General features: G+C 66.4%; 13 protein-coding genes. 9 read left to right on the top strand and 4 right to left on the bottom strand.

What is annotated here, in order from left to right:
- Positions 1 to 140: 140 nt before the first annotated feature.
- Complete coding sequence (locus ACTHQV_RS12145; protein WP_440490578.1) at positions 141 to 1,868, bottom strand: PHA/PHB synthase family protein; 1,728 nt, start codon at positions 1,866 to 1,868, stop codon at positions 141 to 143.
- Positions 1,869 to 1,943: 75 nt separating this feature from the next.
- Between ACTHQV_RS12145 and ACTHQV_RS12140 the strand changes: the two genes are divergently transcribed.
- The 4 genes from ACTHQV_RS12140 (at position 1,944) to ACTHQV_RS12125 (ending at position 4,563) form a co-directional block, all read left to right on the top strand.
- On the top strand, positions 1,944 to 3,152 hold the full coding sequence (locus tag ACTHQV_RS12140; protein WP_440490577.1) for an LL-diaminopimelate aminotransferase: 1,209 nt from the start codon (positions 1,944 to 1,946) through the stop codon (positions 3,150 to 3,152).
- Between the two features lie 69 nt (positions 3,153 to 3,221).
- Complete coding sequence (locus ACTHQV_RS12135; RefSeq protein ID WP_440490575.1) at positions 3,222 to 3,620, top strand: MAPEG family protein; 399 nt, start codon at positions 3,222 to 3,224, stop codon at positions 3,618 to 3,620.
- 104 nt (positions 3,621 to 3,724) lie between these two features.
- On the top strand, positions 3,725 to 3,988 hold the full coding sequence (locus ACTHQV_RS12130) for a DUF2061 domain-containing protein (RefSeq protein ID WP_440490574.1): 264 nt from the start codon (positions 3,725 to 3,727) through the stop codon (positions 3,986 to 3,988).
- An 80-nt stretch (positions 3,989 to 4,068) separates the two neighbouring features.
- Positions 4,069 to 4,563 carry a DUF4142 domain-containing protein gene (locus tag ACTHQV_RS12125; protein ID WP_440490572.1) on the top strand — a complete coding sequence of 165 codons (495 nt, stop codon included), beginning with the start codon at positions 4,069 to 4,071 and terminating at the stop codon, positions 4,561 to 4,563.
- Between the two features lie 173 nt (positions 4,564 to 4,736).
- Here ACTHQV_RS12125 and ACTHQV_RS12120 read toward each other — a convergent pair whose 3' ends face one another.
- Positions 4,737 to 5,204 (bottom strand): winged helix-turn-helix transcriptional regulator, encoded by a 468-nt coding sequence (locus tag ACTHQV_RS12120; RefSeq protein ID WP_440490571.1) that lies wholly within the window; start codon positions 5,202 to 5,204, stop codon positions 4,737 to 4,739.
- A 139-nt stretch (positions 5,205 to 5,343) separates the two neighbouring features.
- On the opposite strand from ACTHQV_RS12120, the gene ACTHQV_RS12115 reads away from it, so the two are divergent.
- The 4 genes from ACTHQV_RS12115 to ACTHQV_RS12100 all read left to right on the top strand — a co-directional run bounded on the left by ACTHQV_RS12115 (position 5,344) and on the right by ACTHQV_RS12100 (position 9,950).
- Entirely contained in the window at positions 5,344 to 5,649 is a 306-nt protein-coding gene (locus ACTHQV_RS12115; protein WP_440490569.1) for a CC_3452 family protein, read from the top strand.
- A 52-nt stretch (positions 5,650 to 5,701) separates the two neighbouring features.
- Positions 5,702 to 7,792, top strand: coding sequence for a RelA/SpoT family protein (locus tag ACTHQV_RS12110; protein ID WP_440490568.1), 2,091 nt, complete (start codon positions 5,702 to 5,704; stop codon positions 7,790 to 7,792).
- 71 nt (positions 7,793 to 7,863) lie between these two features.
- Positions 7,864 to 9,693 carry a cobaltochelatase subunit CobT gene (gene cobT / locus ACTHQV_RS12105; RefSeq protein ID WP_440490567.1) on the top strand — a complete coding sequence of 610 codons (1,830 nt, stop codon included), beginning with the start codon at positions 7,864 to 7,866 and terminating at the stop codon, positions 9,691 to 9,693.
- Entirely contained in the window at positions 9,690 to 9,950 is a 261-nt protein-coding gene (locus tag ACTHQV_RS12100) for a ribbon-helix-helix domain-containing protein (protein WP_440490566.1), read from the top strand. The genes cobT and ACTHQV_RS12100 overlap by 4 nt, the downstream gene beginning before the upstream one ends.
- On the opposite strand, the gene ACTHQV_RS12095 is transcribed toward ACTHQV_RS12100, so the two are convergent.
- On the bottom strand, positions 9,938 to 10,957 hold the full coding sequence (locus tag ACTHQV_RS12095; RefSeq protein WP_440490564.1) for a glycosyltransferase family 2 protein: 1,020 nt from the start codon (positions 10,955 to 10,957) through the stop codon (positions 9,938 to 9,940). The two genes, ACTHQV_RS12100 and ACTHQV_RS12095, sit on opposite strands and share 13 nt — an antisense overlap.
- 189 nt (positions 10,958 to 11,146) lie before the next feature.
- Between ACTHQV_RS12095 and ACTHQV_RS12090 the strand changes: the two genes are divergently transcribed.
- On the top strand, positions 11,147 to 12,571 hold the full coding sequence (locus tag ACTHQV_RS12090; protein WP_440490563.1) for a diguanylate cyclase domain-containing protein: 1,425 nt from the start codon (positions 11,147 to 11,149) through the stop codon (positions 12,569 to 12,571).
- A 1-nt stretch (position 12,572) separates the two neighbouring features.
- On the opposite strand, the gene queG is transcribed toward ACTHQV_RS12090, so the two are convergent.
- Complete coding sequence (gene queG, locus ACTHQV_RS12085; protein ID WP_440490561.1) at positions 12,573 to 13,637, bottom strand: tRNA epoxyqueuosine(34) reductase QueG; 1,065 nt, start codon at positions 13,635 to 13,637, stop codon at positions 12,573 to 12,575.
- Between the last annotated feature and the right edge of the window lie 36 nt (positions 13,638 to 13,673).

The raw sequence follows: 13,673 nt of genomic DNA, 5'->3' as shown, positions 1-13,673 counted from the left end.
TCTTCGGACCTCTGGTAGCCACTCGGACATCCTCCATCTGTCTACTGCTGCGGCGCACCACCTAATCGATCGTCATGACGCTTTCAAGACGCTTTTTGTGCACCGCAACATAAATATGGAGATAGAAAAATCAAATGTTCTTATCGGGTTCGCACATATTCGCCCGGTGCATCGCAATATGCTGCTGCACCGCCGCCGCCGGGCTTGCGCGCACCGGTCGCCGGCACGGTGCGGCCGTCCGCCGCCGCGATCCATTGCCGCCAGTCCGGCCACCAGCTGCCCTTCGTTTCCTTCGCCCCGGCGATGAAGGCGTCGAGCGTGTCGGCGGGTTCGTCGTTGGTCCAGTACTGATATTTACCGGCGGAGGGCGGATTGACCACGCCGGCGATATGCCCCGACCCCGCCAGCACGAAGCGCAAGGGACCGGCGAAATGCTCGGTCACCTTCCACACGCTTTCCGCCGGGGCGATATGGTCCTCGCGCCCCGCCTGGATATAGGCCGGCGTCTTGACGGTGGTCAGGTCGATCGGCGTACCGTCGACGGTCATCGATCCCGCCTGCACCAACCGGTTGTCGCGGTAGAGATCGGTCAGATAGCCGAGATGCCAGTTCGCCGGCAGGTTGGTGACGTCGGCATTCCAGTGCAGCAGGTCGAACGGCGCATAGTCGTTGCCGAGCAGATAGTTGTTAGTGACATAGTTCCAGATCAGGTCGCGCCCCCGCAGCAGGTTGAACGTCGCGGCCATGTACCGGCCGTCCAGATACCCGTCCTTGCCGACCTGCCGGATCAGGTTCAGCTGGTCGTCGTCGACGAACAGCGACAATTCGCCCGCCTGGCTGAAATCTACCTGTGCGGTGAAGAAGGTCGCGGTCGCGACCTTCGCCGCCTCTCCGCGCGCCTCCAGCAACGCCAGCGTCGCCGCCAGCGTCGTCCCCGCCACGCAATAGCCGATGGTATGGACCGATTCGACGCCTAGCACCTCGCGCACCGTGTCGATCGCGTCGATCTGTCCGCGCACGACATAGTCGTCCCACGTCACGTCCTTCATCGACGCATCGGCCGACTTCCACGACACGACGAACACGCTCAGGCCCTGCTCCACCGCCCAGCGAATGAAGCTCTTCTCGGGCGTCAGGTCGAGGATGTAGAAGCGGTTGATCCACGGCGGAAAGATCAGCAACGGGATCGCGCCGACCTTCTTGGTCGTCGGCGTGTACTGGATCAGTTCGTAGAGCGGGGTACGCTTGATGACCTTGCCCGGCGTCATCGCGACGTTGCGGCCCAGCTCGAACGCGCTGGTGTCGCTCTGCGTCATCTGCCCCTTGGCCATGTCGGCCAGCATGTTCTGCAGACCTTTGAGCAGATTCTCGCCGCGCGTCTCGATGATCTTCTCGACCACCAGCGGGTTGGTCGCGGGGAAGTTGGTTGGGCTCATCGCGTCGATCAGCCCGCGGGTGGCGAAGCGCAGTTGCTCCTTCTGCTTCGGGTCCACGCCGTCCAGCGCCTCGACGCCCTTGAGCATATGGTCGGCGACCAGGAAATAGCTCTGGCGGATGAAGGCGAACAGCGGATCGTCATGCCATTGCTTGGCCTTGAACCGCTTGTCGCGTGCGCGTTCGGGCGACTCGTCGACCGGCTCGGCATTGGCGGGGTCGAGGAAGCGTTGCCACAGCTTCATCGTGTCGGTCCAGAAATCGGTCTGCACCTTCACCAGACCGGTCGGGTCGGGCAGGGCCGGCGCGCGTTCCATCAGGTCGATGCCCTGTTCGAGCATCATCTGCTGCGCACGGCCCAGCATCTGCGTCCAATGCTGCAATTCCTCGAGCGACATCGTGGCCGCGGGCGGCGTTTTGGTGTCGTCGGTCATTTTCCTCTCCTCTGGGCGCGCAGGCCTACCGGTTCATTGCTTCCTAGCGTAAGGACGCAGTCGAAAGGAACGAGAATGTCCGACGAATTCTACCGCATGAAGCGCCTGCCCCCCTATGTCATCGCCGAAGTGAACGCGATGCGGGCAGCGGCGCGTGCCGGTGGCGAGGACATTATCGACCTCGGCATGGGCAATCCCGACCTGCCGCCGCCCGACCATGTCATCGAAAAACTGGTAGAGGTCGCGCGCAAGCCCTCGGCGCACGGCTATTCGCAATCGCGCGGCATTCCGGGGCTGCGCCGCGCCCAGGCCAATTATTACGGCCGCCGCTTCGGCGTCGATATCGATCCCGACAGCGAAGTCGTGGTGACGATGGGGTCGAAGGAGGGGCTGGCCAGCCTCGCCACCGCGATCACCGCGCCGGGCGACGTGATTCTCGCCCCCAATCCCAGCTATCCGATCCATATGTTCGGCTTCATCATCGCCGGCGCGACGATCCGCGCGGTGCCGACCACGCCCGACGAACATTATTTCGAAAGCCTCGAACGCGCGATGGCGTTCACCGTGCCCAAGCCCAGCGTGCTGGTGATGGGCTATCCGTCGAACCCGACCGCCGAGGTCGTCGATCTCGCCTTCTACGAACGCGTCGTCGCCTTCGCGAAGGAGCATGGGCTGTGGGTCATCTCCGACCTCGCTTATTCCGAGCTGTATTATGACGGCTGCCCGACGCCTTCGATCCTGCAGGTCAAGGGGGCGAAGGATGTCGCGATCGAATTCACCTCGCTCAGCAAAACCTATTCGATGGCCGGCTGGCGCATGGGCTTCGGCGTCGGCAACAAGAAACTGATCGCGGCGATGACGCGGGTGAAGTCCTATCTCGATTACGGCGCCTTCACTCCGATCCAGGCGGCGGCCTGTGCCGCATTGAACGGTCCGCAGGATATCGTCGAGAAGAACCGCCAGCTCTATCACAAGCGTCGCGACGTGCTGGTCGAGAGTTTCGCCCGCGCCGGCTGGGACATCCCCTCCCCGCGCGCATCGATGTTCGCCTGGGCCCCGCTGCCGCCCGCGCTTGCGCATCTGGGGTCGCTCGAATTCGCCAAGCAGCTGCTAACCGAGGCGAAGGTCGCGGTCGCGCCGGGCGTCGGCTATGGCGAGAATGGCGAGGGCTATGTCCGGATCGCCATGGTCGAGAACGAACAGCGGCTGCGGCAGGCGGCGCGTAACGTGAAGAAATATCTGCAATCAATGGGTGTGAATACGCCGGGGCGGAGCGTCGGCTGACGCCCGGCGATGGCGGAACCCGGCTTCGGCTCGACTCTTTACCGCCCCGTCCCCCGATGGAGCGCACCGATGACCGACCTGCCGATCGAACTCACCCTGCTCGGCTGGTCGGTCGTGCTGCTGACCATCGCCATCCTGTTGCAGGGACATTTCGCCACCCGCGAGCGCGGCACGCAATGGAATGCCGGCCCGCGCGACGGCGACAATGCGCCCAAGGGGGTCATGGCTGGCCGTGCCCAGCGCGCGCTCGACAATTTCAAGGAAAGCTACCCCGCCTTCGTCGCGCTGGTACTGGCGCTGGCGGTCAGCGGACGGACCGGCGGGCTCGGCGCGACGGGGGCGATTCTGTGGTTCGTCGCGCGCATCGTCTATCACCCGCTCTATCTGTTCGGCGTGCCCTATGTCCGTAGCCTGGCGTGGGTCGCGTCGATGCTGGGGCTGCTGCTGATGCTGATCCAACTGCTGTAAAAAGCGCGGCTTCGTTCGCCAGAACATAAACTCGCTACACCGCTACAACCGATTGCCGCAGCTTCGCGCCACGCCGCAATTCCCGCGGCGGGAGGTTCGTCGGCATGTTCGTCTTCAAGGGTCTCGAAAGCCATCCGCGCAGCTTCGTCAAGGCGGTGTCGTGGCGGACGGTCGGATCGATCGACACCTTCGTGCTGGGGCTGCTCTTCTCCGGCTCGGCCAAGCTCGCAGGAGCGATCGCCGGGACCGAGGTACTGACCAAGATCACGCTGTTCTATTTCCACGAACGCGCCTGGTCGCTGGTCCGCTGGGGCCATCGCGCCGAACCTGCACCGATCGTCGAACCGGCAACGCTTCCCGCCAATTAACTTCATAATCCAAATCAGTTACGCCGATTACGCCGCGCCGTTTGCCTGCGACGCGCGTTGGGCTGCCATCGATGCTCCCCATGGAGAATATGATGCTACGCCTGACGATGATCGCTTCCGCCGCCGCCCTGCTCGCCGCCCCGCTCACAGCGCAGACGACCGATGCCACGACCTATGTGACCAAGGCTGGGGCCAGCGACCTGTACGAACGCACGTCGAGCCAGCTGGTGCTGCAATCGACGCGCGATCCGAAGATCCGCGAATTCGCGACGATGATGATCCGCGATCACCAGAAGAGCACCGCCGACGTGAAGCAGGCCGCGACCGCCGCGCGCGTCCGCGTGCCCGCGCCCAAGCTGGAGCCGATGCAGGCGCAGATGGTCGCCGAACTGCGCACCAAGACCGGCGCCGAGCGCGACCGCACTTATGTGACGCAGCAGCGCACCGCCCACCAGCAGGCGCTGGCACTGCATAGCGGCTATGCACAGAGCGGCACCGCTGCTCCGCTGAAGTCCGTCGCCGCCGCGACTGCCCCGGTGGTGCAGCACCATATCGAGATGCTGCAGGGCATGTAGGCACCGAAACCGGCCGGCGGGTGTGCCCGCCGGTCGGACCATCGCCTGATCCGCCCGTCGGACCGGACGTCATTCCAGCGAAGGCTGGAATCTCTCGATGATAGCACGCGGCAGGAACCGCTTGAGGCCCCAGCCTTCGCTGGGGCGACGTAATCGGTAGTCGTCGAGCCGGTCTAGCCGGCTACATCCTCGGGCAGCGACCATAGCAGATCACCCTTGCCCAGCACCCGTCCGTCATGGCTGCGCACCGCGACCGGCTGTACCGGGCGACGATCGCGCGCGTCGACCAGCACCGGCGTCGCCGCCACGCCCGTCTCCCACCGTTCGCCCCATTGGCGCAGCGCGACCATCGTCGGCAGCAGCGCATAGCCCTTTTCGGTCAGGCGATATTCGATCTTGCGCCGGTCGCTTTCGACCGCACGGCGTTCGAGGATGCCGTGCCCGACCAGTCGCGACAACCGGTTCGCCAGGATGTTGCGGGCGATGCCCAGCTCCGACTGGAATTCCTCGAAATGCGACAGCCCGTTGAACGATCCGCGCAGGATCAGGAACGACCAGCGCTCGCCCATCGCCTCCAGCGCGGCGGGCAGGCTGCATTGGTTGGCAAGGTCACGCAGCGGTTCTCGAAGGGCGGTCGTCATCCGCTGTGGGTCTAGCGCATGGGGCAGCGCAAAGGAATACCGGTTTTCTCGCGATTGCAGCAAAGATATCAACTTGCAACTTACACTGTTGTATATTAGCCAGCACGCCAGCAAGATTGATCTCAAGGAGCCCGTGTCGATGAAGATGTTCGCCCTGCTGACCGCCGCCGCGCTGACCCTGCCCTTCGCCGCCGCAGCACAGCCGGCCCGTGGCTATAGCGCGGTGCCGGCGACCGCCCCGGCCGTCGATACGCTGCTGACCCGCAGCACGTTGTGGAAATGCACCGCCGAGCGGTGCGCGACGCCGCGTGCCGAGGGCAGCCACCTGACCATGTGCCAGCTTGCCGCCGCACAGCTCGGGCCGCTCACCGCCTTCACCGCCAACGGTGCCGCATTCGCCCCCGAACAGCTCGCCAAGTGCAACATCCGCGCCAAAGGTGCGTGACCCCGCGCGAAAACGGTTGCAAAGCCCGACCCGCCCGCTCCATCTATAACCCATGCTGCGGCAGTATGAATTGGTGGAGCGGGTCAAGACCTACGACCCGGATGCGGACGAGGCGCTGCTCAATCGCGCCTATGTCTTTTCGATGCACGCGCATGGCAGCCAGAAACGGGCGTCGGGCGACCCCTATTTCAGCCACCCGATCGAGGTGGCCGGCATCCTGACCGACCTGCACCTCGACGACGAGACGATCGCGACCGCAATCCTGCACGATACGGTCGAGGACACCGTCGCCACCCATGAGGAAATCCAGGCCAAATTCGGGGTGAACGTCGCGCGGCTGGTCGAGGGGGTGACCAAGCTCAGCAAGATCGAGGCGCAGACCGAAAACGAGCGCGCGGCCGAGAACCTGCGCAAGTTCCTGCTGGCGATGTCCGACGACATTCGCGTGCTGCTGGTCAAGCTCGCCGACCGGCTGCACAATATGCGCACGCTCCATCACATCTCGAAGCCCGAGAAGCGCAAGCGGATCGCGCGCGAGACCATGGACATCTATGCCCCGCTCGCCGAGCGGATCGGCATGTACGAGTTCATGAACGAAATGCAGACGCTGGCATTTCGCGAAATCGAACCCGAAGCCTATGAATCGATTACCCGCCGCCTCGAACAATTGGAGGAAGGCGGCGGCGACCGCGTCGCCAAGATCGGCGGCGACCTGAAGACGATGCTCGACCGCCACGGCATTGCCGCCGAAGTGTCGGGCCGGCGCAAGCATCCCTATTCGATCTGGCGCAAGATGTCGGAGCGGCACGTCACGCTCGAACAGCTGTCGGACATCATCGCCTTTCGCGCGATCGTCGACAGCGAGGAGGAATGCTACCGCGCATTGGGCATCATTCACCGGCGCTGGCCGATGGTGCCGGGGCGGTTCAAGGATTACATCTCGACCCCCAAGCGCAACGGATACCGCTCGCTCCACACCAGCGTCATCCATGCCGAAAACATGCGGATCGAGGTGCAGATCCGCACCCGCGAAATGCATGCCCAGGCCGAATTCGGCTTGGCAGCGCACTGGGCGTACAAGCAGGATGCGGTCCGCCCCGATACGCAGGTCCGCTGGATCCGCGACCTTGTCGAAATCCTCGACAACGCCGAAAGTCCCGAGGAACTGCTCGAACATACCCGCATGGCGATGTATGCCGACCGCATCTTCGCCTTCACGCCCAAGGGGGAACTGCACCAGTTGCCGAAGGGCGCGACCCCGATCGATTTCGCCTATGCGGTGCACACCGATCTCGGCGATCAGGCGGTGGGCGCGAAGGTCAATGGCGGCGTCGTTCCCTTACGCACCGAACTCAAGAACGGCGATCAGGTCCAGATTCTGCGATCGAAGGCGCAGCGTCCGCAGGCCAATTGGCTGAACTTCGCGATCACCGGCAAGGCCCGCGCCGCCATTCGCCGTTACATCCGCCAGCGCGAGCGCGACGAGACGGTGGCGCTCGGCAAGCGTATGTATCAGGAACTGATCGCGCGCCTGCCGGTGCCGCCGGGCACCGATGCATTGGCCGAAGGGCTGAAGCGGCTGAAGATTGCCGACGAAGCGACGCTGTTCGAATGTCTGGCGCATGGCAAGCTGACCGACGAAGCGGTAATGGAGGCGGTAATGCCCGGCGCCGTCGCCGACCCGAAGGCGGAACCGATCCCGGCGCAACGCGCGCCGATCGAGATCAAGGGGCTGACCGCCGGCGTCGGCTACGACCTCGCCACCTGCTGCCATCCAGTGCCGGGCGACCGCATCATCGGCATCCGCCGCGGCGACGGCCGGTTCGAGGTCCATGAAATCGGCTGCGAGACGATCGAGGCGATCGATCCGCACCACTGGATCGACCTGACCTGGGGCGACAATGCGGAGGGCGCGACCGCACGGATCGCGGTGACGCTGAAGAATGAACCCGGCGCGTTGGGTGCGGTCGCGACGGTCATCGGCGGGCACAAGGCGAACATCCTCGGCCTCCGGCTCGACAACCGCGACACCACCTTCCACACCAACACCATCGATGTGGAGGTGCGCGACGCCGCGCATCTGATGAAGCTGCTCGCCGGCCTGCGCGCCGCCGACGCCGTGAACAAGGCCGAACGCCTCTAGCAAATCCTCCCCATACCGGGGAGGAGCTTCTCCCCTTGCCCTTGCGGCGAGCAATCCCCAAAGCACAGCCCATGGCACAGGAATCCCCGCTCGACCGGTTTCGTGACGTCCTGCGCGGCACGTCGCGCGCGATCGCCGACGAGCCCGAGGTCGAACTGGCGTTCACCGCCGACGCGCCCACCGCCTCTGGCAAGCATATCAAGGTGCCGATGCCCGCCCGCGCGCTGCCCGCCGATCAGGTCGCCGAAGCGCGCGGCCTCGCCGACGGTTTCGCGCTGCGCATGCGCCACCACAATGCCGCGCTCCACGCCCGCAGCGCGCCGGGCGAAGCGGTGGCGCGCGCGGTCTATGACGCGGTCGAACAGGCGCGCGTCGATGCGCTCGGGTCGGCGGGCTATGACGGCATCGCCGACAATCTCGACCATGCGTTGAACATGCGCATGCGCTCCGACCCCATCACCCGCGCCCGCACCCGCGCCGAAGTACCGTTGTCGACCGCCGTGCAGATGCTGGTGCGCGAACGGCTGACCGGCCGCGCCCCGCCCGCCGCCGCCGCACCGGGCATGGCGCTCATCACCGACTGGATCGAGGAGCGCGCCGGCGCACAGCTCGACACGCTGGCCGGGCTGGTCACCGATCAGGCGGCGTTCGGCCGCAGCATCACCCGCCTGCTCGAGGACCTCGACTTGGTCGAGGGCGAGATCGAACCCGAACAGGCCGATGACGGCGGCGACGATGCGGAAGGCGAGGACGAACAGACGCCCGAGGACGACGGCGACGATTCGGGCGAACAGCAGGGCGGCGAGGGTCAGGTCGAGGCGCGTGGCGAGGACCGCAGCGACGACCAGTCGGACGGCCAGTCCGACGACATGAGCGAGGACGTCGACGCCGAGGGCGACGACATGGCCGATGGCGAGGACGAGGGCGGGATGATGCCGGTCCGCCCCAACCGCCCCTTTGCCGACCTGCACCCGCAATTCGAATATCGCGCCTTCACCACCAAATATGACGAAGTGATCGCCGCCACCGAACTCTGCGAAGCCGACGAGCTCGAACGGCTGCGCGCCTATCTCGATCAGCAATTGGTACAGTTGCAGGGGGTGGTGACCAAGCTCGCCAACCGGCTGCAACGCCGGCTGATGGCGCAACAGTCGCGCTCATGGGATTTCGATCAGGAAGAAGGTCTGCTCGACGCCGCGCGGCTGGCGCGCGTGGTCATTAATCCGGCGCAGTCGCTCAGCTACAAGATCGAGCGCGACACCGAATTTCGCGATACCGTCGTCACGCTGCTGATCGACAATTCCGGATCGATGCGCGGCCGCCCGATCGGCATCGCCGCGATCAGCGCCGATATCCTTGCCCGCACCCTTGAGCGCGTCGGGGTAAAGGTCGAGATTCTCGGCTTCACCACCCGCGCGTGGAAGGGCGGCCAGTCCCGCGAATCGTGGCTCGCCGCCGGCCGTCCACCCCAGCCCGGCCGCCTCAACGACATCCGCCACATCGTCTACAAACAGGCCGACGAACCGTGGCGCCGCGCGAAAAAGTCGCTCGGGCTGATGATGCGCGAGGGGTTGCTCAAGGAAAATATCGACGGCGAGGCGCTGCTGTGGGCGCATGGCCGGCTGCTGGCGCGGCCCGAGGATCGCAAGGTGCTGATGGTCATTTCCGACGGCGCGCCGGTCGATGATTCGACGCTGTCGGTCAATTCGGGCAGCTATCTGGAACGGCACCTTCGACAGGTGATCGCGTGGATCGAGGGCAAGTCGCCGGTCGAGCTGGTCGCGATCGGCATCGGCCACGACGTCACCCGCTGGTATGCCCGCGCCGTCACGATCATGGATGCCGAGCAGCTGGCGGGCACGATGATCGAGCAATTAGCTTCCCTCTTCGACACGCCGTGAAGCCGACCGCCCCATCGGGCGGCTTTCGCGGGCCGGTCAAGCGATCGATCACCATCGCCGGCCATGCGACGTCGATCAGCCTCGAACCCGGCTTCTGGGAAGCGCTGGAGGCAGCGGCGGCACGCCGCTCGCTGCCGCTATCGGCACTGGTCGCGGCAATCGACGCGGTGCGGATCGAAGGCGAGGATCCGCCGAACCTCGCCAGCGCAATCCGGTCATGGTTGCTGGGCGAGGTGGCTGGCGATCAACCTGCCTGATCGGGCAACACCGGCGCGACCGTGACCTCGTTATGATCCCCCGCCCGATAGCCGAGGCTCGCCCGCCCCTTCACCGGCCCGGCGACGTCCGCGACCAGATACAATGGCCGCCGTTTCGATTCGACGTATAGCCGCCCCAGATATTCGCCGATCATTCCCAGCACGAACATCTGTACCGCGCCGAGGAACACGACGACCAGCATCGTCGACGTCCACCCCTGCACCGCGCTGCCCGACAGCCAGCCGATCGCGATATAGGCGAACAGCAGCAGCGACAGCGCAGTCAGCACCAGCCCCATATGGCTGGCGAGGCGCAGCGGCGCGGTCGAGAAACCGGTCACCGCGTCCAATGCGAAGCGGATCATCTTGCCCAGCGGATATTTGCTCTCGCCCGCCAGCCGCTCGTCGCGGTCATAGGGAAAGGGCACCTGCCGGAACCCGACCCACGCCACCATGCCGCGAATGAAGCGCGCCTGTTCGGGCAGGCTCAGGAACGCATCGAGCGCCCGCCGGGTCATCAACCGGAAATCGCCGGTGTCGAGCGGGATCGGCGTATCGGTCACCCGGTCGAGCACGCGGTAGAAGGCGGCGGCGGTCAGCTTCTTGAAGAAGGTCTCGCCCTCGCGCTTGCGCCGCACGGCATAGACCACGTCGGCGCTCTCAGCGGCCATCGTCTCCAGCATCGGCCCCAGCAGTTCGGGCGGGTCCTGCAGATCGGCGTCGATGATGAGGATGCGTTCGCCCGCGCACAGGTCCAGCCCGGCGGTCAGCGCCAGCTGATGCCCGTGATTGCGCGACAGGTTGATCGCGACCAGTTTCGGGTCCGACGCGGCCAGCCGCTCCATCACCGCCCAGCTTTGGTCGCGCGATCCGTCATTGACCAGCACGATCTCGTGATCGTCGCCGACCACCGCCCGCGCCGCCGCCGAGATGCGGGCATGAAGCGTGTCGAGACAGGCGGACTCGTTATAGCAGGGAACGACGACGGAGAGCGCGGGACGGATCATGGGCGGCTGCGTTACTCCATGCGACGCGGTTGGAAAAGGCGGATGGCGTAGCGTCGCCATCCCGGGCCGGATCAGGTGCCGACGGCATCCTGCCGATGCCAGGCGACCCCGCCGCGATGCGGTACAAGATGGAGCCCGGCCGAGCGGCGTTACCGATTCGTCAATTTCCCCGGCGTAGCGTCGCCAGCCATGTCGTCGCTCGCCCCGCCCCTGCTTTCGGGACATGCCGTACCCGGCATGACGACGTTGCGCCGCTTCGTGCTGGTCGCGGCGTTGGTGGCGGGCGGGGCGATGATCGGCTTGCTCAGCCGTCACGCCTTTTCGGTCGCCTTCTGGCCCGCCAATGCCGTGCTGGTCGGGGCGATGCTGCGCAAGCCGTTGCTGTTCCGGCCATCGGGCTGGGCGGGCGCCTTCGCCGGCTTCCTCACCACTGATCTGGTGTTCGACCGCAATGTCGAACTGTCCGCCTTCTTCGCGCTCGCCAATACCGCCGGCACGCTGACCGCCACGCTGGCGTTGCGCCGGCTCGATCCGGCCGACCTGCGGCTTGAACGCGTGCATTCGGTGCTGCGCATCCTTGCCGGCCTGATCCCCGGCTGCTGCGTCGCGGCGCTGATCGGCGCGGTACTGGTCGTCGTCGAATTCCACGGATCGGCCGCGCAGACGCTACTGACCTGGCCGGCCAGCGAGCTGGTCAACTACCTCGTCGTGCTGCCCGTCCTGCTGACGCTGCGCCATCCCGATGCCCAGCCGCCGCGTATTGCCGAACCGCCGCTCTGGCCCGCCGGCGCACTGGCGCTGTCGTGCGTCGCGGCGGTGCAGTTCGACGGGCCGGGCAGCATCATGTTCCCGATGCCCGCGCTGCTGCTGTGTGCGCTCACCTATCCGGTCGCGATCACCGCGGTGCTGACGATGCTGCTCGGCACCGGCTGCCTCGTCACCATCGGCCTCGGAATGGTCGCGATCGGGCAGGACATGGCGATCCCGCGACTGGTGCTGTCGGTGCGGATCGCCGTCGCCTTCCTCGTGCTCGTGCCGCTGACGATCAGCAGCGCGATGGCGGTGCAGGACGCGCTGCTGCGCCAGTTGCGCGACGCCGCCGATCATGACGGACTGACCGGGCTGCTCAACCGCCGCGCGTTCGAAACCCGGTTGCAGGAACGGCTCGCGCAGCACCTGCCCCCGGGCGGCGGCCTTGCGCTGCTCTGGCTCGACCTCGACCATTTCAAGGCGATCAACGACCGCCACGGCCATCCGGCGGGCGATGCGGTGCTGTGCGCGGTCGCCGATACCCTGCGCGGCGTGTGCGGCCCCGGCGAGTTGTGCGGACGGCTGGGCGGCGAGGAATTTGCGCTGCTCCTGTCCGCCCCCGATCGCGCCGCCGCGCATCGAGCCGCCGAACGCCTGCGCGCGGCGATCGGCGCGCAGCGGGTCGACTGGCACGGCACCACGATCCACGCGACCGCCAGCATCGGCGCCTGCCACCTGACCCGCCTGCCCGCCGACGCCGCCGCCCTACTCCGCCGTCTCGACGAGGCGATGTACCGGGCCAAGCGCGGTGGGCGAAACCGCATCGAATGGCTCGACGCGCCAGGGGCGGCGCGCGCGGCGTAGCTCAGCGAACTTCCCCGCCAAGCCGCGCCAGCGCCCATTGCGCCGCGTCGCGCACCACCGCATCGGGATCGGCACAGGCCGCCCGCACCGGCCCGACCAGCGCCGCATCGCCGCTGTTCCCCGCCGCGATCAGCGCGTTGCGCACCATGCGGTTGCGTCCGATCCGCTTGATCGGCGATCCGCGAAACACCTCGCGAAACCCGGCATCGTCGAGCGCGATCAGATCGGCCAGCCGCGGTGCCGCGAACTCCGCCCGCCCGGCAAAGGCGCGGTTGGCGGCGGCGGCATCGGCGAACTTGTTCCACGGACACACCGCCAGACAATCGTCGCAGCCATAGATGCGGTTGCCGATGCTCGGCCGGAACTCGACCGGGATCGGCCCGGCATGTTCGATCGTCAGGTACGAGATGCAGCGCCGCGCATCCAGCCGATAGGGCGCGGGAAAGGCATCGGTCGGGCACGCCCGCTGGCACGCATCGCACGACCCGCACCGGTCGCGCGCCGCCGCATCGGGCGGCAGGTCGAGCGTGGTATAGATCGCGCCGAGGAACAGCCAGCTGCCATGGTCGCGGCTGACCAGATTGGTATGCTTGCCCTGCCAGCCGAGGCCCGCCGCTTCGGACAGCGGCTTTTCCATCACCGGCGCGGTATCGACGAACACCTTCAGGTCGCAGCCCGATTCCTGCGCCAGCCAGCGGCCGAGCGTCTTCAGCGCCTTCTTGACCACATCGTGATAATCGCTGCCCTGCGCATAGACCGAGATGCGGCCCCGATCGCCCGCCCCGGCCAGCGCCAGCGGATCGACGGCGGGCGCGTAGCTCATGCCGAGTGCGATCACCGACCTGACCTCGCTCCACAAGGCAGCGGGCGATCCGCGCTGCTCGCTGCGCTCCTCCATCCAGATCATCGACCCGTGCCGCCCTTCGTCCAGCCACTGGCGCAGCCGCTCGGCGGTGCGCGGCGCGGCGTCGGCGCGGGCGATGCCGCACGCGACGAAACCGCATTCCGCCGCTTTCGCGCGAATGCGGGTCACGATATCGCTCGGCTGGCCCTTGTGTACGGTCACATCCCCCCGCTACCCTCTATCCGACGCGCGCTAAAG

This window comes from Sphingomonas sp. SAFR-052, assembly GCF_051965015.1.
GTDB lineage: Bacteria > Pseudomonadota > Alphaproteobacteria > Sphingomonadales > Sphingomonadaceae > Sphingomonas.
The sequence above is the reverse complement of the archived record's forward strand: the minus strand, read 5'-3'. Positions and strand labels throughout refer to the sequence as shown.